20 protein-coding genes are annotated in these 23,362 nt (G+C 44.5%); 19 read left to right on the forward strand and 1 reads right to left on the reverse strand.

Annotation, left to right across the window (positions count from 1 at the left end):
• Window positions 1–243 precede the first annotated feature (243 nt).
• The 15 genes from V1502_RS02900 to V1502_RS02970 all read left to right on the forward strand — a co-directional run bounded on the left by V1502_RS02900 (window position 244) and on the right by V1502_RS02970 (window position 17,415).
• Window positions 244–621 carry a DUF2294 domain-containing protein gene (locus tag V1502_RS02900; protein ID WP_409252896.1) on the forward strand — a complete coding sequence of 126 codons (378 nt, stop codon included), beginning with the start codon at window positions 244–246 and terminating at the stop codon, window positions 619–621.
• A gap of 108 nt (window positions 622–729) precedes the next feature.
• Window positions 730–1,737: a sodium-dependent bicarbonate transport family permease gene (locus tag V1502_RS02905; protein WP_409252897.1), complete on the forward strand. Its 1,008-nt coding sequence runs from the start codon at window positions 730–732 to the stop codon at window positions 1,735–1,737.
• A gap of 12 nt (window positions 1,738–1,749) precedes the next feature.
• A complete protein-coding gene (locus V1502_RS02910) occupies window positions 1,750–2,265 on the forward strand; it encodes a hypothetical protein (protein ID WP_409252898.1) in 516 nt (171 codons plus the stop codon).
• A 116-nt stretch (window positions 2,266–2,381) separates the two neighbouring features.
• The gene (locus tag V1502_RS02915) at window positions 2,382–3,740 is read left to right on the forward strand and encodes a sigma-54 interaction domain-containing protein (RefSeq protein WP_409252899.1); all 1,359 of its coding nucleotides are present in this window, start codon (window positions 2,382–2,384) and stop codon (window positions 3,738–3,740) included.
• A gap of 212 nt (window positions 3,741–3,952) precedes the next feature.
• Window positions 3,953–4,642: a CoA transferase subunit A gene (locus tag V1502_RS02920; RefSeq protein ID WP_409252900.1), complete on the forward strand. Its 690-nt coding sequence runs from the start codon at window positions 3,953–3,955 to the stop codon at window positions 4,640–4,642.
• 13 nt (window positions 4,643–4,655) lie between these two features.
• Complete coding sequence (locus V1502_RS02925; RefSeq protein WP_409252901.1) at window positions 4,656–5,303, forward strand: CoA transferase subunit B; 648 nt, start codon at window positions 4,656–4,658, stop codon at window positions 5,301–5,303.
• 205 nt (window positions 5,304–5,508) lie between these two features.
• A complete protein-coding gene (locus tag V1502_RS02930) occupies window positions 5,509–6,831 on the forward strand; it encodes a GntP family permease (RefSeq protein WP_409252902.1) in 1,323 nt (440 codons plus the stop codon).
• A 224-nt stretch (window positions 6,832–7,055) separates the two neighbouring features.
• Window positions 7,056–7,832, forward strand: a complete 777-nt coding sequence (locus V1502_RS02935) for a 3-hydroxybutyrate dehydrogenase (RefSeq protein WP_409252903.1) — start codon at window positions 7,056–7,058, stop codon at window positions 7,830–7,832.
• Window positions 7,833–8,145: 313 nt separating this feature from the next.
• A complete protein-coding gene (locus V1502_RS02940) occupies window positions 8,146–9,177 on the forward strand; it encodes a fatty acid desaturase (protein ID WP_409252904.1) in 1,032 nt (343 codons plus the stop codon).
• Window positions 9,178–9,253: 76 nt separating this feature from the next.
• Entirely contained in the window at window positions 9,254–9,790 is a 537-nt protein-coding gene (locus V1502_RS02945; RefSeq protein WP_409252905.1) for a response regulator, read from the forward strand.
• Window positions 9,791–10,001: 211 nt separating this feature from the next.
• Window positions 10,002–11,783: a methyl-accepting chemotaxis protein gene (locus V1502_RS02950; RefSeq protein ID WP_409252906.1), complete on the forward strand. Its 1,782-nt coding sequence runs from the start codon at window positions 10,002–10,004 to the stop codon at window positions 11,781–11,783.
• 172 nt (window positions 11,784–11,955) lie between these two features.
• Window positions 11,956–12,780 (forward strand): PRD domain-containing protein, encoded by an 825-nt coding sequence (locus tag V1502_RS02955; RefSeq protein WP_409252907.1) that lies wholly within the window; start codon window positions 11,956–11,958, stop codon window positions 12,778–12,780.
• A 381-nt stretch (window positions 12,781–13,161) separates the two neighbouring features.
• Window positions 13,162–14,538 carry a sucrose-specific PTS transporter subunit IIBC gene (locus V1502_RS02960; protein ID WP_409252908.1) on the forward strand — a complete coding sequence of 459 codons (1,377 nt, stop codon included), beginning with the start codon at window positions 13,162–13,164 and terminating at the stop codon, window positions 14,536–14,538.
• A gap of 475 nt (window positions 14,539–15,013) precedes the next feature.
• Entirely contained in the window at window positions 15,014–15,976 is a 963-nt protein-coding gene (locus tag V1502_RS02965; RefSeq protein ID WP_409252909.1) for an aminoimidazole riboside kinase, read from the forward strand.
• Window positions 15,973–17,415 (forward strand): glycoside hydrolase family 32 protein, encoded by a 1,443-nt coding sequence (locus tag V1502_RS02970; RefSeq protein WP_409252910.1) that lies wholly within the window; start codon window positions 15,973–15,975, stop codon window positions 17,413–17,415. The genes V1502_RS02965 and V1502_RS02970 overlap by 4 nt, the downstream gene beginning before the upstream one ends.
• A gap of 49 nt (window positions 17,416–17,464) precedes the next feature.
• On the opposite strand, the gene V1502_RS02975 is transcribed toward V1502_RS02970, so the two are convergent.
• Window positions 17,465–18,610 (reverse strand): IS4 family transposase, encoded by a 1,146-nt coding sequence (locus V1502_RS02975; RefSeq protein WP_409252911.1) that lies wholly within the window; start codon window positions 18,608–18,610, stop codon window positions 17,465–17,467.
• Window positions 18,611–18,872: 262 nt separating this feature from the next.
• Between V1502_RS02975 and V1502_RS02980 the strand changes: the two genes are divergently transcribed.
• The 4 genes from V1502_RS02980 (at window position 18,873) to V1502_RS02995 (ending at window position 23,316) form a co-directional block, all read left to right on the forward strand.
• Window positions 18,873–19,334: a DUF305 domain-containing protein gene (locus V1502_RS02980; protein ID WP_409252912.1), complete on the forward strand. Its 462-nt coding sequence runs from the start codon at window positions 18,873–18,875 to the stop codon at window positions 19,332–19,334.
• A gap of 170 nt (window positions 19,335–19,504) precedes the next feature.
• Entirely contained in the window at window positions 19,505–19,660 is a 156-nt protein-coding gene (locus V1502_RS02985) for a DUF1540 domain-containing protein (protein ID WP_409252913.1), read from the forward strand.
• A 212-nt stretch (window positions 19,661–19,872) separates the two neighbouring features.
• The gene (locus V1502_RS02990) at window positions 19,873–21,474 is read left to right on the forward strand and encodes a glycoside hydrolase family 13 protein (RefSeq protein WP_409252914.1); all 1,602 of its coding nucleotides are present in this window, start codon (window positions 19,873–19,875) and stop codon (window positions 21,472–21,474) included.
• A 159-nt stretch (window positions 21,475–21,633) separates the two neighbouring features.
• On the forward strand, window positions 21,634–23,316 hold the full coding sequence (locus tag V1502_RS02995) for a glycoside hydrolase family 13 protein (RefSeq protein WP_409252915.1): 1,683 nt from the start codon (window positions 21,634–21,636) through the stop codon (window positions 23,314–23,316).
• The last annotated feature ends 46 nt before the right edge of the window (window positions 23,317–23,362 follow it).

Consider the following 23,362-nt stretch of genomic DNA (forward strand, 5'->3'; position numbering starts at 1 on the left):
TTTTTGCCTATTGACACTTGAGCGATTCTTGTGATAATTTTTAGATAAATTAATAACCGAGAGATTTTGTTCTGACTGTTTATGATAGAAAGGCGTTTTAGCATGCTGTTAATTACACAATTGACTGGATGAAAAGACGCTCTTTGAATATAAGCTGGTCGATGGTTAAAAATAAATCGGTATATTCCTCACGCTTTTTGCTGTTTGGGGAATATACCGTTTTTTTTATTAGGGGGAGTTCAATTGAAAAACAACAAGGGGTCAATCGAATCGGAAATCAGCAAAGCCATTACTCAATGGGAAAAAGATTACCTTGGGCGGGGATCAGTGTCTGTAAAATCGGATGTTCTCAGGAACATGATCATCGTCAGTTTGAATGGTGTCTTGACACCTGCTGAATATATTGTCTGTGAGACCAGGGAAGGAATGCTGACCATTAAAAAGAACCGCTCTGAGCTTGTGGAATCCGGAATAGAAGGGCTGAAGGAAATCATCTTGAACATTACCGGTGAAGAGGTGAAAAGTTTTCACACCGATCTTAGTTCACGTACCGGAGAACGTGTAATGGTGTTTAAAATGGCCAGCGATTTAGAGAAAAAAATAAGTAAGGGAGATCTTTGAAAGGCAAAAGCCAGTCAAAGATAAACCGGTGATACAAGATCAGTGGAAGTCCGCTGCATTTTGATGTTGCCGGTTTTTTTGTGGAATTTTTTCAAAGGAGGGTTTTTTATGGGTGACATCATGCTGGAAAATATTTTATCACCGGCGGTCTTGTTTTTCCTGATGGGGATCCTGGCTGCTGTTCTGAAGTCCGACCTTAAGTTCCCCGGCGGGCTGAGCGAGGGGTTGAGCATTTATCTCTTGATTGCCATTGGTTTGAAGGGGGGGATGGAGCTTTCACACTATTCATTTTCAATGATTAAAGCACCAATGGCAGCTGCTTTAATTCTAGGCGGGATCATACCGATCATTACACTGTTGATCTTAAGAGGCATCAAGCTGGATCTGAAAAATTCGATCGGATTGGCTGCCACTTATGGATCCATCAGCATTGTAACGTATGGTGCAGCTGTGTCCTTCCTCGATAAAAGCGGGATTCCTTATGAAGGGTTTATGAACGCCTTGGTCGTCTTAATGGAAAGTCCTGCGATACTGGTTTCATTACTCTTGCTAAAAATGGTTGAAAACAGCAAAGGGCTTAACACTTATTCTTCTCAGCGGGTAGGCTTTCTCCCTACATCCATGAATTTGATTGATAAAGAAGTACTCCGGGAAAGTCTCTTCGGGAAAAGCATTCTCCTCTTGATGGGGAGCATGTTGATCGGATTGATTGTTGGGGAGCGGTCATTACCAATGGTTAAACCTTTGTTCATGGATTTATATGGCAGTGTCTTGATTCTGTTTTTATTAAATATGGGACTTGTCGCGGGGCAAAGGCTGCCGGAAATAAGGAAGCATGGAGTAAAACTATTGGTATTCGGACTAATGTCTCCCTTGTTATTCGGTTCTATCGGCGTCATGGCCGGAGTGCTAGCAGGTCTTGGGATAGGGGGAGTGACATTGATGGGTGTATTGGCCGGGAGCGCATCTTATATAGCCGCCCCTGCCGCCTTGAAGACATCGGTCCCGGAAGCAAATCCATCCATCTATCTGGGCTTGGCTTTAGGCGTAACGTTTCCATTCAACTTGATTATTGGAATTCCATTTTATTATGAGATAGCCCAACGGCTGTTATAGGAGGACTTAACGATGAATAAAAAAGTATTAGTTTTTACAGGTTTGAATGAAAATCTTTATGAGATGTTTCCTTTCATTACAGGAAAGCAGCCGCAAGAGTTACTAATCTTAAACAGCTTTGGTGCGGAGATTTCTCATCCATATGGATGCTCGATGAGAAGCATCCTCTTAGCAGTTAATAAAGAAGAAATAGAAGAGATTTATGTTATCGGGGAAGAGGGCAGCGAAGAATATAACATCAATCAAGAAGAGCTGCTTGAGAAATTCAGAATTGCAGGAGTACGGGAAAGAACAATCAAAACCATCAACTATATTGATGTCGTGAGGAATGATTTACTGAAATGGCTTACGGGGCATTCGGATGCAAGAGGGGCTGTTTCCAATAGCATAAAGATGATAAAAAGGCATCCGCTGATCCCGTTGTCCATTCCTGTCTGCGGTTATATAGTAAACAGAGCAACCGGAGAATTTTATCCAGTTATGGAAGCAGAACAAAGTATTCAAGGCAGGGTCTTAAAGGCAAATTAGTTTGAATCATCGGAAAATGCCCTCCTTCGTAGAATGGAAGTGCCTGTTTCTCCTCATATCCGCTGTGATAGAATAATAGTGAAATGACGAAATTTTCATAACACAGAGGAGTCCTTATGAAGAGTTTATTAGGGAATGTTTCCATAGATATGATTGAAACGATATTAGAGAATGCATTTGAGTGGCTTGTCGTTGTGGATGATACAGGCCGGATCATTTTCATGAACCAGAGTTATTGCGATTTCCTTGAGGTTGACCGTGAAAAAGCGATTGGGATCCATGTGACAGAAGTCATTGAAAATACAAGAATGCACATTGTGGCTCAGACAGGAAAAGAAGAAATTGCCGACCTGCAGTATATCAGGGGGAATTATATGATTGCCAACCGGATTCCGATCGTGGTTGACGGCAAAGTCGTTGGCGCGTTCGGTTCGGTATTTTTCCGTGACACCAGTGAATGGAAGCAGATGAGTTCCCATGTGAAAAATATGCTGTCCAAAATGCAAAGTTATATACAGGATATCAACAATGGCTCTAAGTATACACTGACGGATATATGCGGGCGCAGCCGGAGCATGGAGGAACTGAAGCAAAAGGTGCAAACCATCGCGCCAAGTGATATCTCTGTTCTGATCAGGGGGGAAAGCGGAACAGGTAAAGAATTGTTTGCCCACAGCATTCACCATTTGAGTGAAAGGAGCCATCAGCCTTTTATCAAAGTGAATTGTGCAGCGATACCTGAACAACTCCTCGAATCGGAGCTGTTCGGGTATGAAGAAGGAGCCTTTACCGGTGCAAGGAAAGGCGGAAAGAAAGGAAAGTTCCAGCTGGCTGATAAAGGTACCTTGTTTCTTGATGAAGTCGGGGATATGCCTCTCAATATGCAGGCCAAACTCCTGCGAGTCCTTCAGGAAGGGGAGGTAGAGCCGGTCGGAGCAACGGAAACAGAACAGGTTGATGTCCGGATCATTGCCGCCACCAACCGTCCGCTGGAGAAGATGATCGAGGAAAAGCGGTTCAGGGAAGATCTTTACTACCGGATCAATGTGATTCCATTTACAGTCCCGCCTTTAAGGGAGAGAGTGGAAGACATCCCGGTTTTGGCCAGAAAGTTCATGGACAAGTCTGCTGAGAAATCCGGAAAACGACTGAAGGGTTTAGAACCCTTGGTGTTGGAAATCTTCAACCGGTACAGTTGGCCTGGGAATATTCGTGAACTGGAGAATGTGATCGAGGCTTCCACTTACTTCACTTCAGACGAAACCATTACAGAAGCGTCCCTGCCTGCCTATATCAAAGGAGATAATTTGTATAAGTTTGACGAAAAATCTTTGAAGGAAATTTTAGAGGAAACAGAGAAGAAAGTTATTACCCAGACGCTGAAAAAGCACAGTGACAGACGTGCTGCCGCAAAAGCTTTGGGAATCAGCAAGTCCAGCCTTTATGAAAAAATAAAAAAACTCGAAATCGAATAAGGTGTCCGGAAATCTGGAAAGTTGTCCAGGTTTCCGGACACCTTTATTTTGTTCTGATAAATTAGAATATTATATATAAAGCGCTTTCGTTTTTGTCCGGATTTCTGGACAAGGGGACAAGCTATAAGGCGCTTTATCAAGGGAAAAAGAGTTGGCACGCTTCTTGCGTTAAAAATGAGTGAGCATCATTTTTTTGAAAGGAGTTGTTTAACATGAAAAAAGTATATGACCAGGCAGTCGACGCAATTGATGGAATCAAGGACGGAATGACCTTGGCCGTTGGAGGTTTTGGACTCGTCGGCATTCCAGAGAATTTGATTCTGGCCTTGGTAGAAAAAAACGTAAAAGATTTAACAATCATATCAAATAACTGTGGAGTGGACGATTGGGGCCTTGGACTGCTGCTTCAAAAAAGGCAGATCAAAAAAATGATCGGTTCATATGTCGGAGAAAATAAAGAGTTTGAAAGACAAGTATTATCAGGTGAACTGGAAGTGGAACTGGTGCCGCAGGGGACGCTCGCAGAAAGACTTCGCGCAGGTGGAGCAGGCATTCCGGCATTCTTCACTCCGGCGGGCGTTGGAACAGTCGTGGCAGACGGAAAAGAGACACGGGTCTTCAATGGCAAGGAATATGTCCTTGAAGAGGCCTTGACCGCTGACTTCAGCCTTGTCAGGGCTGCGAAGGGCGACCGTGCCGGAAACCTTGTTTATAATAAAACGGCAAGGAATTTCAATCCAATGATCGCCGCTGCAGGGAAAGTCACGATTGCCGAAGTGGAGGAAACTGTAGAAATCGGTGAAATTGACCCGAATCACGTTCAAACGCCGGGAATCTATATTCAAAGAATGATAGAAGCCAAACAGGAAAAGAGAATCGAAAAAAGAACAGTCAGCAAGTAAGGAGGGAAACGGTATGGATAAGGCAGCAGTCAGAGAAAGGATTGCCAGGAGAGCTGAAAAGGAAATCAATGACGGTGACTATGTGAATCTGGGAATCGGGATGCCAACGCTGGTAGCCAACTATATTTCGGATAATAAACATGTTATCCTTCAATCGGAAAATGGACTTTTAGGCATTGGTCCTTATCCTGAAGAGACTGAAGTTGACCCGGACTTGATTAATGCTGGAAAAGAAACGGTGACGGCGATTCCGGGAGCTTCCTATTTTGGTTCGGCAGAGTCTTTTGCCATGATCCGGGGAGGGCATGTCGATGTGGCCATACTTGGAGGAATGGAAGTCTCTAAAAATGGTGATCTCGCCAACTGGATGATTCCTGGAAAAATGATCAAAGGCATGGGCGGTGCAATGGACCTGGTCCATGGAGCAAGAAAAATCATCGTCATCATGGACCATGTGTCGAAAAACGGTGCTCCTAAAATTGTAAGCGATTGCAGTTTGCCGCTGACAGGAAAAGGTGTTGTCGACCGCATTATCACAGAAAGAGCGGTCATTGATGTGACGGAAAACGGCTTGAAGCTTGTGGAAGTGTTTGAAGGCTTTACGGTTGAGGATGTAGTTTCTTCAACTGGAACTGAACTCGATGTTAGTGAAGTGAAATAATATTTTTTGTAAATATAGGAAAAATCCCAAGTGCCGGATTTTTCCCTTAGGTACAAGGTTTTCTCTCTCTGAACAGGGAGAGCAGCTCTTTTCTTACTTACCATGATATTACCTGTGAATTATGGCTGTATTTTCTGAAATTCATATTAAAAATCAACAAAATTTAAGAAAAGAGCCTTATAAAAAGGACAAAGGGGGAGCTTTCATGTTAAGCATGATTGGTCTAATTGGGGGACTTATTTTATTGATTGTTTTGACGATGCGGGGAATGAATATCCTTATCGTCGGGCCGATTTCGGCTTTGTTTGTCGCTGTGCTGAGTGGATTACCGCTGTTTCCGCAGCTTGTAGGAGAAGGTGAAGCCAACCTGGTCAGCAACTATATGGCCGGATTTACCGGGTTCATTGCCTCCTGGTATCTGATGTTCTTGCTGGGTGCCGTATTCGGTAAGGTCATGGAGGATAGCGGGGCAGCTGACAGTGTGTCACGCTTCGTTGTTGATAAACTTGGAATGAAATATGCCGTTTTTGCGATTGTCCTTGCCTGTGCGGTTTTAACGTACGGCGGTGTAAGTTTATTCGTTGTAGCGTTCTCTGTTTATCCAATGGCTGTGAGTCTGTTCAAACAGGCTGACCTGCCTCGCCGTTTCATTCCGGCTGCATTGGCGTTTGGTTCCGTGACGTTCACCATGACGTCTGCAGGTTCACCGGAAATCCAGAACTGGATTCCGATTGATTATCTTGGAACAAGTCCTTATGCAGGATGGGAAGTAAGTTTGATTGTTGCAGTATTTATGGCGGTATTCGGTTATTGGTGGTTAAGAAAAATGATTAACAAGGCTGTTGCCAAAGGAGAAAGGTTCGAAGCACGCAAGGAAGACCCTGTGATTGACAGCAGCAGGGAATTGCCAAATCCATTAACGGGCCTTGTTCCGCTATTGGTGGTACTGGTGTTGGCATTCATTTTCCATGATTCGTTCAAACAATCTGCCTTGATCATCGCACTGCTTGGCGGTGTCATCTCGGCTTATCTATTAAATCGTAAGTACTTCAAAGGGTTCTGGGGAGCAGTTTCAGAAGGAACGATCGGTGCGCTGATTGCCATTGGTAACACAGCGGCGGTTGTCGGTTTTGGCGGTGTTGCAAAGGCAGTTCCGGCTTTTGATACCGCGGTTAGCGTAATGACGAGCATTCCGGGATCTCCGTTGATCGGCGGAGCGATTGCGGTCAGTGTCATTGCCGGTATGACGGGATCGGCGTCCGGCGGTCAGGCGATTGCACTTCCAATCCTTGCGCCTCACTACATGGATATGGGCGTCAATCCGGAAGCCCTTCACCGTACGGTTGCGATTTCATCCGGTGCACTGGACTCTCTTCCGCATAACGGATATGTGGTGACAACGATCCGTTCCATCTGTAACGAGACTCACGCAGCCGCTTATGGTGCGGTAGGAGCTCTGACGGTTGTTGTTCCACTGATTGGACTGGCGATTGCCATCCTATTATTCTCGCTTGGTCTTGGTATTTAATTATAGGCTGTTTTTAAAATGAGTATTGCTTTTACTTTGAATTTTTGGATAGGTTAACTAAAGGTTGATTAGAGTGGCACACCTGAAGTGGAAATCAACTACTTCATTCAAATAGCAATAATACTCATAAATAGAGCAAATTTTAACGAATGGCCGGTGCTTGGTGTTGTAATGGCTGAACCATTGCATGCCCGTTCGCCGGCCTGCTAAGGAGTTGACTTGTTATGGTGAAAGATAAAGTGGTATTAATAACCGGGGCAGCCCAGGGAATCGGCTACGAAATTGCAAAAGATTTCGCTGAGCAGGGGGCGAAAGTCGTCCTGACTGATTTGCAGGAAGACAAAGTAAAAGAGTCTGCTGTCAAATTGACAGACTTAGGATATGAATCAATCGGAATCAAATGTGACGTAACATCTGAAGAAGATATTGTGAAAGCGATCGAGGGAACGGTCGAACAGTATGGAAGGCTCGATATTCTGATTAATAATGCGGGTCTGCAGTATGTTTCCAACATTGAGGATTTTCCAACAGAAAAGTTCGAGCTGCTCGTCAAAGTCATGCTGACGGCGCCTTTCATCGCCATTAAACATGCACTTCCTGTCATGAAGAAGCAAGGGTTCGGACGCATCATCAACATGGCTTCCATCAACGGCCTGATCGGTTTTGCCGGCAAAGCGGCCTATAACTCGGCTAAGCATGGTGTGATCGGTTTGACAAAGGTGGCAGCTTTGGAAGCGGCAGAACATGGCGTGACGGTCAATGCCGTTTGTCCAGGATACGTTGATACACCGCTGGTACGAAATCAGCTCGGGGATTTGGCGAGGACACGAGGCGTTGAACTGGAGAAAGTTCTGGAAGACGTCATTTATCCGCTTGTTCCGCAGAAAAGGCTTCTGTCCGTAAAAGAAATCTCCGGATATACGATTTTCCTTTGCGGGGAAGGGGCACGCGGGATCACAGGGCAGGCAGTTGTGCTTGATGGCGGGTATACCGTTCAGTAAGAATCTAATATTCCTCATCTGACACGTTACGTGTGTTAACTGCCTTTCGGTATTAATGTTATTTATTGGAACGAAAAATAGGCAAATCTATTGAAACCAGACCATTTTTCTCTAAAACGCAGAGGAAAAGGTCTGGTTTTTTTATTTTTTAAAGAAAAATTCAACGTGTTCAGTCAGCGTGACCCCTTGGGAATAAAGGGTTTGTCCTCCCTATATGACATTTGTCATATCTTGCGTATGACACCTACTACTACCGGAAAATTAGTACCTCCCTATAATAGAAAGTATCAACAAATGAAGGGAATTCTACTAAATGACAAACTTGAAAACCTTAAAAAAAGAAATCGCCCCATTTGAAAAGTCAACAACAAAGGAAAGTGTCTGGCAAATCATCAATACATTCGGTCCATTCATCCTTTTATGGATTTTAGCTTACCAAAGCTTGTCGGTTTCATACTGGCTTGCGCTTGTTCCAATCATATTTGCGGCAGGGTTCCTGGTCCGTAGCTTCATTATCTTCCATGACTGTACCCACTATTCTTTCTTTAAAAGCCGCCGTGCCAACCGGATTGTTGGAACAATCGTTGGTGTATTGTCACTCTTCCCATTTGACCAGTGGGGACATGAGCACGCTGTTCACCACGCTACAAGTGGAAATCTTGATAAGCGGGGAACAGGGGACATCTGGACTCTGACTGTGAAGGAATACGCAGAAGCGCCGCTTAAACTGCGTTTAGCTTATCGTTTTTACCGCAATCCGTTTGTAATGTTTGTTCTTGGTCCGATCTATGTATTTCTACTGAAGAACAGATTCAACCGTAAGAATGCCCGTAAGAAAGAACGCAATAACACATACTTAGTGAATGTGATCATTGTCGCGTTGATTGTGCTGTTCGGTATGACACTTGGCTGGCAGTCATTCCTGCTGGTGCAAGGATCGATTTTCATGATTTCTGGCTCTGTAGGAATTTGGCTTTTCTATGTTCAGCACACTTTTGAAGATTCTTATTTTGAAGAAAATAATGAATGGGAATATGTGCTGGCAGCAGTAGAAGGAAGTTCCTTTTACAAACTTCCTAAGGTCATGCAGTTCTTAACAGGTAACATTGGGTACCACCATGTTCACCACCTGAGCCCACGGGTGCCTAACTATCGTCTTGAAGAGGCGCATACAAGTACTGAACCCCTCCAGCATGTGCCGACAATCACGCTTGCAACTAGTTTGCAGTCCCTTAAGTTCCGTCTATGGGACGAAGAGAAAAAGAACTTTGTGAGCTTTAAAGAAGGTCTCAAGACAATGGCAGATCACCGCCGGATCACAGCTGAAGCGAAACCTGAACTTTAATTTTACCTGTAACGGACTCTCCTTCGATTCATTGAGGAGAGTCTTTGCTTAGAAAGTCCGATAAGGAGAGAAAAACATGATTCGAATAGTCATCGCAGAGGACCAGGAATTCTTACTGGGTATAATCGGTTCCCTGCTCAACCTAGAAGATGATATGGAAGTGGTCGGACAGTCAGGCAGGGAGGATGAGGTATTGTCTCTTGTGAGAGAACTTCAGCCGGACATTTGTCTTATGGATATTGAAATGCATGAAAAGGATGACATGGCTGCAGCTTTAAAAGGTGTCGGATCTAATCTGGTCATTTTAACCACATTTGCAAAGCCCGGTTATTTTGAAAAAGTCCAGGGGGATATCAAAGGGTACTTACCCAAAGATAGTTCCAGCGAGGAATTTGTTTCCTCCATCCGGATGATTATGGACGGAAGCCGTATTTTTTCTCCGGCACTTATTGGAAGCCTTCATGGTGAAGAGGTGGAAGAAAATTCAGGTGGAACTTCTTCTGGAGAAGAGAGTGACGTGAAAAATCAGCCTGACCAATCAACTAAAGTGTTCAAAACGTTCAGGGGTTACTTTTCAGCATTCAAAGACAAAAGGAAAATTCCAGCAGGGTAGACTTATATTGATAGAGGGGATGGATTGTACAGAATCCATTCCCTTTTTTAGTGCTTTAAAGCGCGAAGAGGGACAGTCCCTCTTCGCGCTTTAAAGTACTAAAGGGAAACATTGGCAGAAAGAAAAAATATGAAACAAGCCTATAGAAAACGCTTTTAAAACCGATATAAAAAGAGGACTAATCTAAATATTTCGACAAAGGGGCAGAGCTATGAAATTCAACAAGATTTCCACAAAGTTATTATTCGGTATCACGATATTGATCCTCGTCGCTACCACCACTCTTGGATTATTAAGCTATAACTTTGCGAAGAACGAACTCATTAAGAGCGGAAAGTTGGATCTGCAGCATATTGTGAGCAACTCAATCTCCGCAATGGACCTTTTAAATCAGCAGGTTGAAGCAGGGAACATGACACTGAAAGAAGCACAGGAGCAGGCAAGAGAGTTATTGGTCGGACCTCCCCAGACGAAAGATGGGAAAACGGTCTATGACTTCTCGCAATCTTCTTTTGTCTATAAAAACGAAGGATATCTGATGGCGTATGATTCTAATCATATTGCTCAGCTTCACCCAGTTATACCGATCGGTGAAAGCAAAAAAGATGTAAAGAACTCAAACGGTCAATATGTAGTCCAGGATATCGTCAAAGCAGCAAAAGCAGAAAAGGTTGACGACCGTTTTTATGAATACTCTTGGAAAAATGCAGGCGAGACTGCTGAAAGAAACAAGATTGTCTATATGTCCTACTATGAACCTTGGGACTGGAATATTGGAGTCGGAGCATATGAGCAAGAGTTCTATGATTCTTTAAATGATTTATTGTATTTGATTCTTGGAGTGTCCGTTATCATTACCATCACCGGTTTGCTGATTTTCTATTTTGTAAGCAGAAGCAAACTGAAACAAATGGAGCAAATCACAAAAACATCACTTTTGATTTCTGAGGGTGATTTGAACGTTGCAGAACTTCCTGAATCAGAAGATGAGATTGGCCAATTAGGTAAAGCCTTTAACAAGATGGCGGGGCAGTTAAGAACGATCCTGGCGAACATTCAGAATACGAGCACACAAGTATCACAATCGGCGATGGAGCTTTCGGCATTAACAGAGGAAACGAGTGCGACAGGTGAAGAAATGGGCCGGGCAATGAACGAGATTACCCAGGGGTCCGTCGCGCAGGCCGCAGATATCGAATCTACCAACCAGAAGTCGGAAGACCTTTATAATGCGATTGGAAAGATGAACAGCCAGAACCAAATGATCCATACCTTGACGGGGCAGTCCACAGAAGCGATCAAGCTCGGGAAAGAAAAGGTGTTTTTCCTTCAGGAATCCAATGAAGCGACAGCTGAAGCATCTGAAAAAATAAGCATGGGTATCACAAAACTCTCTAACAGTGTTAAAGATATCTCCAATATTGTCACAACGATTGATGCGATTTCCCAGCAAACAAACCTGCTGGCATTGAATGCGAGTATTGAAGCGGCACGGGCAGGAGAATCAGGGAAAGGATTTGCTGTTGTTGCGGAAGAGGTCCGCAAGCTGGCAGAAGGTACAAACAATGCCACAGCTGAAATTCAAAGAATGATCAATGCCATTGAAAAAGAAACAGAGACAACGGTCATGGCGATGGCGAACTCAAATGAAATTACGACGAAGCTTAATGGGGCCGTAATGGACACAGGAAGCCAATTCAATCAAATTTCGGACTCCATGTCACAAATTATCGAGGCTGTTCAAAAGCTCGACTCGGAAATCTCCACGGTGACCACTCATAGTGAAGGCATTCTTGCTTCCATTCAAAGTGTTTCAGCCGTTGCTGAACAAACGGCAGCTTCTTCTGAAGAAGTATTGGCATCTGTAGAAGAACAGGTGGGAGTGATGGGAACCATCGCACACTCTGCAGAGAATCTCAATGAACTAAGTGAAGCCCTGCAGGGGATCATCAAACAGTTCACAGTGAAAGAGAAAGATTCAACGGAAAGTTAATGACCGCTCATGAAAGTCTATAGGGACAGTTCCTTGCGTGCGTTGATGCTTTAAAGCGCTAAGAGGGACTGTCCCTCTTAGCGCTTTAAAGGGGTAAAGCAGAAACCTTGTTATGGCATTTTTTTATGGGCGGGTGGTAATATTAAAAGGAGTATGTGTACGGAGGGTTTTAATGAGGATTTTTAGAGTTTTGAATAATAATGCAGTCGTCGTGATTGATGGCCCTCAGGAGAAAATTGTAATGGGAAGCGGAATTGCTTTTCAGAAAAAACGGAATGATATTGTCCCGAAGGATAAAATTGAAAAGATTTTCGTCCTGCGGGAATCTTCCTCAGAAAAATTTCAACAGCTGCTCTCCACGCTGCCAGAGAGTTACGTGGAGGTCGCAGAAGATATCATCAGTTACGCCGAAGGCCATTTGGCAGCCCCTTTGAGTGATCATATCCATATTGCGTTAACCGACCACCTTGCCTTTGCTCTGGAAAGGCTCCAGCAGGGAATACCGATCCAGAATAAACTGCTGAATGAAATCAAGATGCTGTACAAGAAAGAGTACGAGATCGGCCTATGGGCAAAAGAGCGGATTATGGAAAAGCTCGGTGTCGACATCCCGGAAGATGAGGTGGCGCATATTGCTCTGCATATCCATACTGCCAAAATGGATGCACCTTCCATGGGAGAATCTTTGAAACAAGCCTCCATCCTGAAGGACTTTGTTTCAAAAGTGGAATCACTTATGGGCAAAAAAATCGAGGAAACAAGCATTGACTATCAACGCTTGATTACCCATCTCCGTTTTGCTTTGAACAGGATAGAAAAGGGTGATCAGTTTTCCCCGATTGATGAAGATATGCTGGAGCTGATCAAATTGAAATATGAAGAAGCATTCGAGTGTTCCAAAAAGACATTGGATTACTTAAGTGAGGAATATGATATCAAGTTTCCATACTCGGAAGTAGCCTATATCGCATTGCATATCCAAAGGTTGGTGAAATAAGCAGGCTGTATTCGTATAGGTTGTTGCTATTGGAAAAATCCATAGGCCGGATTTTTCCTTCGGGTACAAGGGCTTATCTAACTGAACAGGGTGACTTCTGTAAAAGATGGCTATATCTCTTGAACCTCATATTAAATAGCAACAAAATTTTAAAATACAACCAATAAAAAAGTATTGACGATAACGTTTTCATGGTATAGAATTCAACTATAAATTTAATAGCGCGGGATTGTTACTGATAATGCAGGCAAGACCTAGAATGTATAAGACGGCACAGGTAGATCGTCTCTCTTTGACCTACCTCTACCCTTTTCTTGTACATTTTAGGTCTTGTCTTTTTTTATCGGTACTTCCCGGAAACATGTTAAGGAGGAAAACATCATGAATCATCAGGAAACAGCTCAACAGCTTGTTAAATTGTTAGGCGGCAAAGACAATGTCATCAGTGCAACACACTGTGCCACCCGCCTTCGTTTAGTGATAGATGATGAAAGCAAAGTAGAAAAAGGGGCCATCGAAGAATTGGATGGCGTAAAAGGAGCGTTCTCAAGCTCAGGACAGTTCCAAATCATCTTTGGTACCGGGACGGTCAACAAGGTCTATCAAGAATTCGGACCGTTAGTAGGCGCATCGATGGAAGATGACTCTGCTAAAGAAGGAGTATCCCACAGCGATGCCGCGAAAAGAAAGATGAATCCGTTCGCGCGTTTCGCACGTACACTGTCTAACATTTTTGTTCCAATCATCCCGGCAATCGTTGCTGCGGGTATGCTGATGGGTCTGCTTGGACTCATGAAAACGTATAACTGGGTAGATCCTGAGAGCGGGCTAGTCGTCATGCTTGATATGTTCTCGTCTGCGGCCTTCATCATCCTGCCTATTCTGATCGGTTTCAGTGCAGCGAAAGAATTTGGCGGAAATGGATACCTTGGAGCTGTCATCGGGGGAATTATGACGCACCCTGCTTTGTTGAATCCGTGGGGATTGGCAAATGCAGAGCCGTCCACACTGGACTTCTTTGGTTTCGGCGTTCAAATGCTTGGGTATCAAGGTACCGTCATTCCAGTATTACTGACCGTTTATATCATGGCTAAAATTGAAAAGGGATTACGAAAAGTTGTTCCAAATACAATTGATTTACTAGTTACACCGTTTTTAACAGTCATTTTCACAGGGTTTGTTGCACTACTGATTGTCGGTCCAATCGGACGGACACTAGGTAACGGAATCACAACTGTCCTTGACGTAGTATACAACACAGCCGGACCTATCGCAGGTCTGGTATTCGGCGGACTGTACTCCACAATCGTATTAACAGGCGTGCATCACAGCTTCCATGCGATTGAGGCGGAACTTTTGGCTAACGTTGGAGCGAACTACCTGCTGCCAATCTGGGCAATGGCGAATGTGGCACAAGGCGGCGCGACATTAGCAGTATTCTTTAGAACAAAAAACAAAAAAACAAAAGAAATTGCAGTACCGGCTGCTGTATCAGCATTCCTAGGTATTACTGAGCCGGCGATCTTTGGGGTAAACTTGAAACATAGACGTCCGTTCATCGGGGCTGCGATCGGTGGTGCGCTTGGTGGGGCCTATGTGGTATTCACTCAAGTAGCAGCCAATGGTATCGGCTTGACGGGTATTCCGATGTTTGCCATCGCACAAGACCCGATCAATTACGGAATTGGATTCATCATCGCGGTTGCTGGTGCTTTTGCAGCTACTCTTATCCTGGGATGGAAAGAAGAGACGAAATAATAGTGCTTGGTTTCTATTTTAGGCTGTATTAGTAAAGGGTGAGCTTTTCCGAAGAATTATTACTCTCTCTCTGTATATCCAAGTTGATTGAAGCGGAAGGCGTGCGATCTCCTGCGGGACTAGCAGGCGTCTGGTTCCAGCGCCCAGCCCCTCGGGGTCAAATAACCCTGAGAGAATAAAAGGAAAGATCACCTTTTTTCTCTCAGGAACATTTGCCTGTCGGGTCTGATCAGGGCGCTTCCACTTTTGATGACAGGTGAGACCAAGGTTACGTACCCACCGGAACGTAACCCCGCAAGCGAAGCTGAGGAGGCTCACCGCCCGCCCCGCGGAGTCACGCACCTGGAGCGGAAATCAGCATACAAAAGAGAGTTGGATTAACACAGCAAGACTGAATAAAAAAGAACAGAGGGGTTGACTTCATACAAAGGTCAGCCCCTTCCTGTATGTAAAGAGTGAGTGGGAGGATACGTATATGAAAAATGGCATTATCTCATTGGGCGAGGCCCTGATTGATTTTATCCCTCTTGATCAAGAAAATATTTCTTATCAAAAAAGTCCTGGCGGTGCGCCTGCGAATGTTTCGGTCGGGCTGGCACGCCTGGGCACAAAGTCTACGTTTTTAGGAAAAGTGGGCAAGGATGTCCTGGGTGAATTTTTAAAAGAAACATTGAAGAACTACGGAGTGCGAACGAACCAGATGTTCCTGACACCTGACACGAGAACAGGCGTCGTGTTTGTCACGAATGCCGAGGACGGCGAGAGAAGCTTCGACTTTTACATCGACCCGAGTGCGGACAGGTTCCTGGAAGCGGGGGAGATTGATGAAGCGGATTTCACTTCTCATAAGATTCTTCACTTTGGTTCGATTTCCATGATTTCCAGTCCTGCCAAAGAAGCGACACACCATGCTGTGAAGCTGGCCAAGGAAAACGGAATGCTTGTCTCTTATGATCCAAACTTGAGATTAGGACTGTGGGATACAGAAGATAATGCGAGAGAAACGATAAAGTCCATGCTTAGGGAAGCAGATTTCCTGAAGATTTCAGAGGAAGAACTTGAATTTATCACAGGGGAAAAAGAGCTGGAAGCCGGTGTGGAAAAAATGAAGGACTACAACATTCCTCTGATGATCATCACGATGGGAGCGGAAGGGTGCCACGTTTATACAAAAGGCGGTCATAAGCATGTGCCGGCGATGAAGGTAAAAGCAGTGGACACGACAGGTGCCGGTGATGCCTTCGTATCCGGTATGCTGTACCGTCTGAATGAATTTGAAGGAGACATCGCTTCGTTGAGTGCGGACCAGGCAGCAGAAATGGCTTCCCTTGCTGCGGTTTCCGGAGCGCTTGCCGCTTCTACAAAAGGAGCGATGACGGCGCTGCCGACTCTTGAAGAGGTAAAGAGTCATCTCGATAAAGGAGATGGTCAGGAATGACGAGGGATCAGGAACTAAGGTCTCAGGCCTATGAAGCTGTAGAAAAAAATCATTCAGTTGTGGAACAAGACCCGTACCGTCTAAAGTATCACCTGATGCCTCCTGTCGGACTGCTGAATGATCCGAACGGTTTCATTGAGCATAACGGCGTTTATCATCTTTACTATCAATGGATGCCGTTTAAAACGGGGCACGGAGCCAAGTTCTGGGGCCATTATTCTTCAACGGATTTAGTCAATTGGAAACATGAAGAAATCGCATTGACACCTTCCGAGTGGTATGAAAAAAATGGCTGCTACTCCGGAAGTGCGATTGAACATGATGGCAAAATCTATGCCTTCTATACAGGGAATGTGAAGGATGAAGAGGGAAATCGAGAGACGTATCAATGTCTGGCGATTTCTGACGACGGCATTGCCTTTGATAAAAAAGGACCTGTCGTGAAATTACCCGATGGATTCACCCCTCATTTCCGGGATCCAAAAGTCTGGGAACAGGACGGCACTTATCTTATGGTCGTGGGTGCGCAAACGGAAAACCTGAACGGCTCGGTAGCCCTGTTGAAGTCGAAGGACCTGGAAAACTGGACTTATGAAGGAATCCTTGCCGGAGGGGATGACGGAAAGCTCGGCTATTTCGGCTATATGTTTGAATGTCCTGATCTGTTCAACCTTGGCGGAAAAGATGTGCTTGTCTTTTCTCCTCAGGGGCTGGAGCCTAAGGGAATGGAATATCAAAACGTCTATCAGGCCGGCTATGTTGCCGGGCAGTTCGATAGTGAAAAAGGTGAATATGAGCACGGAGCATTTGAAGAACTGGACAGAGGGTTTGATTTTTATGCTCCGCAGACGACCCTCGATCATAAAGGCAGAAGGATTCTATTTGCCTGGATGAGTGTGCCGGATCAGGACGAGCAGGCTCATCCGACGATCCAGCATAAGTGGGTGCACTGCATGACGATACCGAGGGAGTTAAAACTGGTTGACGGGAAAGTGCAGCAGGTTCCACTTGAGGAGCAGGCAGAGCTTCGAAATGGCGAGGCTGTTGGGTATTCCGTAGAACTGCAAAAAGAAAGCCGTCAGTTTGATGGTGTGGAAGGTAAGGCAGTAGACCTTGAATTGAGCGATGTGGCGGTTTCCGGCGGCCGGCTGGATATCTCGTTTGCCGATGGCTGCCGGGTGGTGTATAACCCGGAGCAAGGTGTTTTCACGCTGGAGCGAAAAAGCTATGTGGACGGCCTTGCAGAGAAGAGACAATGCAGACTGAAAGAACTGAAGTCCATGCGAATCTTCCTTGATACATCATCCATTGAAATCTTCCTGAATGATGGCGAAGAGTGTTTCACATCGCGCGTATACCCTTCACCAAACGATGAAAGCATCCGCTTCAGTGCTTCTGGCCATGCAAGCTTTACGCTGCGTAAATGGAACCTCAAATAGCTTTACCTTATTAACGCACTAAAAGGGACAGTCCACGGGTGTTGATTAGCTATATTTTTCCAGCTGATTTACACAGACTTCCCCTTCGTTGAAAAAGTGATTTAACGGCACACCTTACCTCCACAGGTAAGGTGTATGCCACGTAACGACGGGTAAATTCTATGAAGGTGAAAGAGTGTAAGATAGCCCACTCTTCCTTCGTTTCATTGTAAATCCACCGTAAAAGAAAGTAACCGATAAGAGTGCCATAAACCTGGCTATAAACAGAATTCGGTGAATTCCCAAAGAGATTGGACAGATCCAGATTACCTTTTACCCATCGGAAAAATAACTCAATTTGCCAGCGGAGTTTATAGATATAAGCAATGTCATCAGGAGACATCATTATTAAGTTCGTGGCTACTTTTATTTTATTTCCTTCGTTATCAGTGAACGTAACCAATCTGAATCGATACTTTGTTTTGCGGGTCCGTTTTCCGATAAAGGCTGTCAGGTCTTCCTTCACATTGCCCTCTTCATCAAGAGGTACACTGTGTTCCATCTCTTCCGAGAGAGAGAAGGAGCTGGCGACTCTAATCACAAAAAATTGGTGGTCTTCGTGTAAATCCTCAAAGTCTTTCGTTCGTGCATAGCCTCTATCTGCGGTGATGATGGAAAGAGGCTCCGTGTCTTCATACAACTTGGGGGCCACCATGACATCGTGGTGCCGTCCGGTTGTATGGATGACTTGGGTAGGCTGTCCTTCCTCTACATCGAACTTTGTATGGAGCCGAATAGCGTGGCGGGTACGGGTGTAACCCGCCCAGCTCATATCTGGATGTTGAAACGTAATGGTTGTGGAATCAACCGCGAATAGTTTATAGGGCTTGAACAGCGCTCGGCGCATTCCACGTCCTAAGCGATTGACTAAACGAGAGAACAATTTTTGAAGGATCTGATAAGGGACGTTTTGAGCTTTTTTAGCGAGGGTCGAGTGGTCAACGGAAGGCAAACTGTCTTCCTGAGGCATCTTGGTTTCGGCATCTCGAAAGCTTTTCCAATCTTTCGCAGAGGAAATGACAAAGAAGCGTACCAAATCTTTGGCGGAAAATTTTCTCGCGGTGTCATGATAACCCCACTCTTCACACAGGTTTTCCACCTCTTCGTCAGTAATGAACGTTTGAAGTACCTCTGATAATTTGTTAAAGTTAGTCAATGAAGCCACTCTCCTTTTTAGTGTTGTTAGCGGTAACAATCATTCTAAAAGAGAGTGGCTTTTTTTGTCTAATGATACCGTTTGTTTTACATATTATGGTTAATCAACACCCGTGGACAGTCCCTTTCAGTGCGTTAACGCTTTAAAGCACAAAGAGGGACAGTCCCTCTTCGTGCTTTAAAGGACTAAAGGGCTCCTGATGCATACTCTGAAAGAATTCGGGTATGAAAAGAAACAAAAGAATTCTAAAGGAGTGAGCAGGTTGAAGCCCTATTTACGTTTCGGAGCAATGGTGATCACGTCGACCATTGTTATGTTCATGTTCAAATATCTAAGCACTTATAAAGTCGACCATGTCTTCTTCAGTGAGACAAGGGCCTATATGGCACTGTTGATGGGTGCGACCATGGCTGTCATCATGCTGGCATTTATGACTCATATGTTAAAAAATAAGAAAGCCAATATCGGGATAGTGGTCGGAAGCATTCTTGTATTCGGAATTTCCTTGTTCTTACTGCGAAGCCAGACGTTGGTGGATGACCAGGACTACATGGAAGCGATGATTCCCCATCACTCTATTGCGATTCTAACAAGTGAGCGTGCCGAAATTGATAATCCACGTGTAAAAGAATTGTCTCAGGAAATCATTGAAGCACAGCGAAAAGAAATCGCAGAAATGAAGAATCTTATAGAGGACCTTGAAGAACAAGAAGAAGAGGACTAAAAAAATTAAATTGACTCCGGGCTTATCATAAGCCCGGAGTTTTTCAGTTCGTGGAAGGGTTTAATGATTAAACACATCTCTTGAGGGTATATACATAATACAAAGGTACAATCGACTCCATCTATCGTTTTAGAGAATACGTTCACTAAAAACTAAGGAGGTGTGCAGCTATGGCACAAGATGTATTATGCGAAGTAAGTAACTGTGTATACAATCGAGATGGCCGAAAATGCACAGCTGACCAGATCTTTGTAAGCAGTCACAGTAACAGCAAAGCAAGAAAAAGTGAAGAAACCGATTGTCAGACATTTGAACCGGAAGCTTAATAGAGTAATAGGAGAGACAGCCGATGAGAGGCTGTCTCTTTTAATTATCTAGGGGACTTTAGTGCTTTAACGTGCGAAGAGGGACAGTCCCTCTTCGCACGTTAAAGTGTTAAAGCACAAACATTCTCCATAATTTTTTTCTACATAGGTAAACGTTTACATAGTATACTAGCTGTAAAATGAATAGTTCAACTGAAGGAGAGAGAATTGTAATGGACAAAACATGGTGGAAAGAAGCAGTTGTGTACCAGGTGTACTGGCGCAGCTTTTTAGATAGCAATGGAGACGGTTATGGAGATCTGGAGGGAGTGATCCAGAAGCTTGATTACATCAAAGATCTTGGAGTGGATGTCATCTGGCTGAATCCGTGTTTCGAATCTCCTGACGTGGATAACGGGTATGACATTTCAGATTACTGTGCCATCATGCCGAAAGCAGGCACAATGGATACTTTCCAGCGTCTCATCGATGAAATTCATGCCCGCGGGATGAAAATGATCATGGACCTCGTCGTCAATCATACGTCTGATCAACACCCATGGTTCCTTGAATCCCGTTCTTCCAAGAATAACCCAAAGCGCGACTGGTACATCTGGAGAGATGAGCCGAACAATTGGCGTTCTTATTTCAGCCCTTCAACTTGGGAGTACGATGAAACAACAGAACAGTATTACTTCCACTCTTTTGCCGTGGAGCAGCCCGACCTCAACTGGCAAAACAGTGAAGTCCGGGAAGAAATCTACCGCATCATGAAATTCTGGCTGGACAGAGGGGTAGACGGTTTCCGCATGGATGCGATTGCAATCCTCGCCAAACAGGAAGGATTCCCGGACGCAGAGAATCCCGAAGACATCTCTTATCTTGGGAACAACCCGGGTATCCACGAGTATCTCCAGGAAATGCACGAAAAGGTGCTTCAGCATTATGACTTGCTGACGGTCGGTGAACTGGCGTTTGTAAAAGCGGAAGAGGGCCCGCTGTACGTTGAAGAGGAGCGCAAGGAACTTCATGCCCTTTTCCATTTTGAAGTGTGCGACTACATGGAAAATTGGGACATGCTGAAGTTCAAATCCATCCAGAAAAGGTGGTATGAGTCACTGTGGGGCCGTGGCTGGAACTCGCAATTTTTGAACAACCATGACCACACACGCCTCGTAACCCGTTTTGGGAATGACACAATCTATCGCGAGGAATCTGCAAAGTGCTTTGCAACCATGCTCCACACACTTCCGGGTACACCTTATATTTATCAGGGCGAAGAGATTGGCATGACAGGTGTTTGTTTTGATTCCATTGAAGACTACAATGACATCGCCATGAAAAATAAATACGAAGAAGAAGTAGGAAAAGGAAGAGACCCGCAAGCAGTCTTCGAAGAGCTGCTGCCATTAGCGCGTGATAATTCAAGAACCCCGATGCAATGGAATGCTGAAGAAAATGCCGGCTTTACAGAGGGCACACCTTGGATCAATATCAATCCAAACTATCAGGAGATCAATGTTGAAAAGGCGTTGCAAGACCAGAACTCCATTTATTTCTTTTATCAAAAGCTGATTAACTTAAGAAAACAAAATGAAGTCATGACTTACGGAACCTATGAATCGATTCTGGAAGAAGACGAGCAAGTCTATGCCTATTACCGTGAGGATCAAGGAACAAAATGGCTTGTACTCTTGAATATTTCCGATCAGACAGTAGAAAGAAACTGGAGCCCATTCATCTCCTTTGAAGATGCGGACTTGCTTCTCGGAAACTATGAAATTTCGGATCACCATAAGCTCGCGCCTTATGAAGCTAGAATCTACCAAGTATAAAATGTTAAGAGTCGGCCTTAGGAGCCGGCTCTTTTTATAAGGTAATTTACTGAATTAAAAGAGATATTATATGAAGTGTCTCTTTCTGCATGACTATTAATGCAAACGTTTGCATGTTATAATCAACATACTATCCATGACAAAGGAGAGACATTACAAATGACTAAACAATGGTGGAAAGAAGCGGTCATCTATCAAATATATCCTCGCAGTTTCAAAGATTCCAACGGTGATGGGATTGGTGATATCAACGGAATTATCTCAAAGCTGGATTACCTGAAGGAACTCGGTATCGACGTCATTTGGCTTTCACCGGTCTATCAATCTCCGAATGATGATAATGGCTATGACATCAGCGACTACCGCGGCATCATGGATGAGTTCGGTACAATGGCTGACTGGGACCGTCTTTTAGAAGAAATGCATAACCGCGGCATCAAACTGATCATGGATCTTGTGGTCAACCACAGCTCGGATGAACATGCATGGTTCGTGGAATCAAGAAAATCAAAAGACAATCCATATCGCGACTATTATATCTGGAGAGAAGGAAAAGACGGGAAGGAACCAAACAACTGGGAATCCTGCTTTAGCGGCTCTGCTTGGCAGTATGATGAACAGACGCAAGAATATTTCCTTCATTTATTCAGCAAAAAGCAGCCTGACTTGAACTGGGAGAATCCGAAGCTGCGCGAAGAAGTCTATGACATGATGAAATTCTGGCTGGATAAAGGAATCGACGGTTTCCGGATGGATGTCATCAACTTTATTTCAAAAGTGGACGGACTTCCGGATGCTGAGCTGTCTGAAGGGCGCAAGTATGCCCCGGGCGGCAAGTATTATATGAACGGGCCGAAAATCCACGACTACCTGCAGGAGATGCATGAAAAAGCTCTTTCCGGCTATGAGGTCATGACCGTAGGGGAAATGCCGGGTGTGGATGTGGAAGAAGCCAAGCTTTATACAGCTGAAGACAGAAAAGAAGTGAACATGGTATTCCAATTCGAGCATGTTGACCTAGACTCAGGCCCGGGAGGAAAATGGGATCTCCGCCCGATGAAAATGAGCGCTCTTCGCGACAGTTTTACAAAGTGGCAAAAAGGACTGGAGCAGGAAGGCTGGAACAGCTTGTACCTGAACAATCATGATCAGCCGCGTATGGTTTCCCGCTTCGGAAACGACAAGGAGTACCGCGTGGAATCGGCGAAGATGCTGGCCACATTCCTTCATACATTAAAAGGGACTCCGTACATCTACCAGGGAGAAGAGCTTGGGATGACGAATGTCCGATTCAATTCGATCAATGACTACAAGGATATTGAAATCCTCAATATGTATTGTGAAAAAGTCATGGAAAACGGTGAAGATCATGATAAGATCATGGAATCCATCTATGTAAAAGGACGAGACAATGCCCGTACCCCGATTCAATGGGATGACAGCGACCATGGCGGTTTCACAACAGGCACACCTTGGATCCAGGTCAACCCGAATTACAAAGAAATCAACGCGAAGCAGGCAGTGGAGGATCCAAACTCTGTTTTCTACTACTATAAAAAATTGATTCAGCTTCGCAAAGAAAACCCGATCATGGTTTACGGTTCTTATGATCTCATCATACCGGACCATGACAAAATCTATGCGTACGTACGAGAGTATGAAGGGCAGAAGATGATTGTCATGCTGAACTTCTCTAGTGACACACCGGTGTTCGAACTGCCGGCTGAACTGGAAGGCGGAACTAAAGAATTGTTCATCAGCAACTACAATGTAGATGGTGAAGAAGATATCAAACGGGTAGAACTTCGTCCGTACGAAGCCCGAGTGTATCTAGTAAAATAAATTATTGGGAAGAAAGAGAGGTGTTTCGCTGAGGTTGCGAAATACC

The organism is Rossellomorea sedimentorum, assembly GCF_046237645.1.
GTDB lineage: Bacteria > Bacillota > Bacilli > Bacillales > Bacillaceae_B > Rossellomorea > Rossellomorea sedimentorum.

What these genes read in the sequence shown, in the direction of transcription:
- V1502_RS02905 (WP_409252897.1), top strand. Translation starts at nt 730, where the DNA reads ATGGGTGACATCATGCTGGAAAATATTTTATCACCGGCGGTCTTGTTT.
- V1502_RS02910 (WP_409252898.1), top strand. Translation starts at nt 1,750, where the DNA reads ATGAATAAAAAAGTATTAGTTTTTACAGGTTTGAATGAAAATCTTTAT.
- V1502_RS02915 (WP_409252899.1), top strand. Translation starts at nt 2,382, where the DNA reads ATGAAGAGTTTATTAGGGAATGTTTCCATAGATATGATTGAAACGATA.
- V1502_RS02920 (WP_409252900.1), top strand. Translation starts at nt 3,953, where the DNA reads ATGAAAAAAGTATATGACCAGGCAGTCGACGCAATTGATGGAATCAAG.
- V1502_RS02925 (WP_409252901.1), top strand. Translation starts at nt 4,656, where the DNA reads ATGGATAAGGCAGCAGTCAGAGAAAGGATTGCCAGGAGAGCTGAAAAG.
- V1502_RS02930 (WP_409252902.1), top strand. Translation starts at nt 5,509, where the DNA reads ATGTTAAGCATGATTGGTCTAATTGGGGGACTTATTTTATTGATTGTT.
- V1502_RS02935 (WP_409252903.1), top strand. Translation starts at nt 7,056, where the DNA reads ATGGTGAAAGATAAAGTGGTATTAATAACCGGGGCAGCCCAGGGAATC.
- V1502_RS02940 (WP_409252904.1), top strand. Translation starts at nt 8,146, where the DNA reads ATGACAAACTTGAAAACCTTAAAAAAAGAAATCGCCCCATTTGAAAAG.
- V1502_RS02945 (WP_409252905.1), top strand. Translation starts at nt 9,254, where the DNA reads ATGATTCGAATAGTCATCGCAGAGGACCAGGAATTCTTACTGGGTATA.
- V1502_RS02950 (WP_409252906.1), top strand. Translation starts at nt 10,002, where the DNA reads ATGAAATTCAACAAGATTTCCACAAAGTTATTATTCGGTATCACGATA.
- V1502_RS02955 (WP_409252907.1), top strand. Translation starts at nt 11,956, where the DNA reads ATGAGGATTTTTAGAGTTTTGAATAATAATGCAGTCGTCGTGATTGAT.
- V1502_RS02960 (WP_409252908.1), top strand. Translation starts at nt 13,162, where the DNA reads ATGAATCATCAGGAAACAGCTCAACAGCTTGTTAAATTGTTAGGCGGC.
- V1502_RS02965 (WP_409252909.1), top strand. Translation starts at nt 15,014, where the DNA reads ATGAAAAATGGCATTATCTCATTGGGCGAGGCCCTGATTGATTTTATC.
- V1502_RS02970 (WP_409252910.1), top strand. Translation starts at nt 15,973, where the DNA reads ATGACGAGGGATCAGGAACTAAGGTCTCAGGCCTATGAAGCTGTAGAA.
- V1502_RS02985 (WP_409252913.1), top strand. Translation starts at nt 19,505, where the DNA reads ATGGCACAAGATGTATTATGCGAAGTAAGTAACTGTGTATACAATCGA.
- V1502_RS02990 (WP_409252914.1), top strand. Translation starts at nt 19,873, where the DNA reads ATGGACAAAACATGGTGGAAAGAAGCAGTTGTGTACCAGGTGTACTGG.
- V1502_RS02995 (WP_409252915.1), top strand. Translation starts at nt 21,634, where the DNA reads ATGACTAAACAATGGTGGAAAGAAGCGGTCATCTATCAAATATATCCT.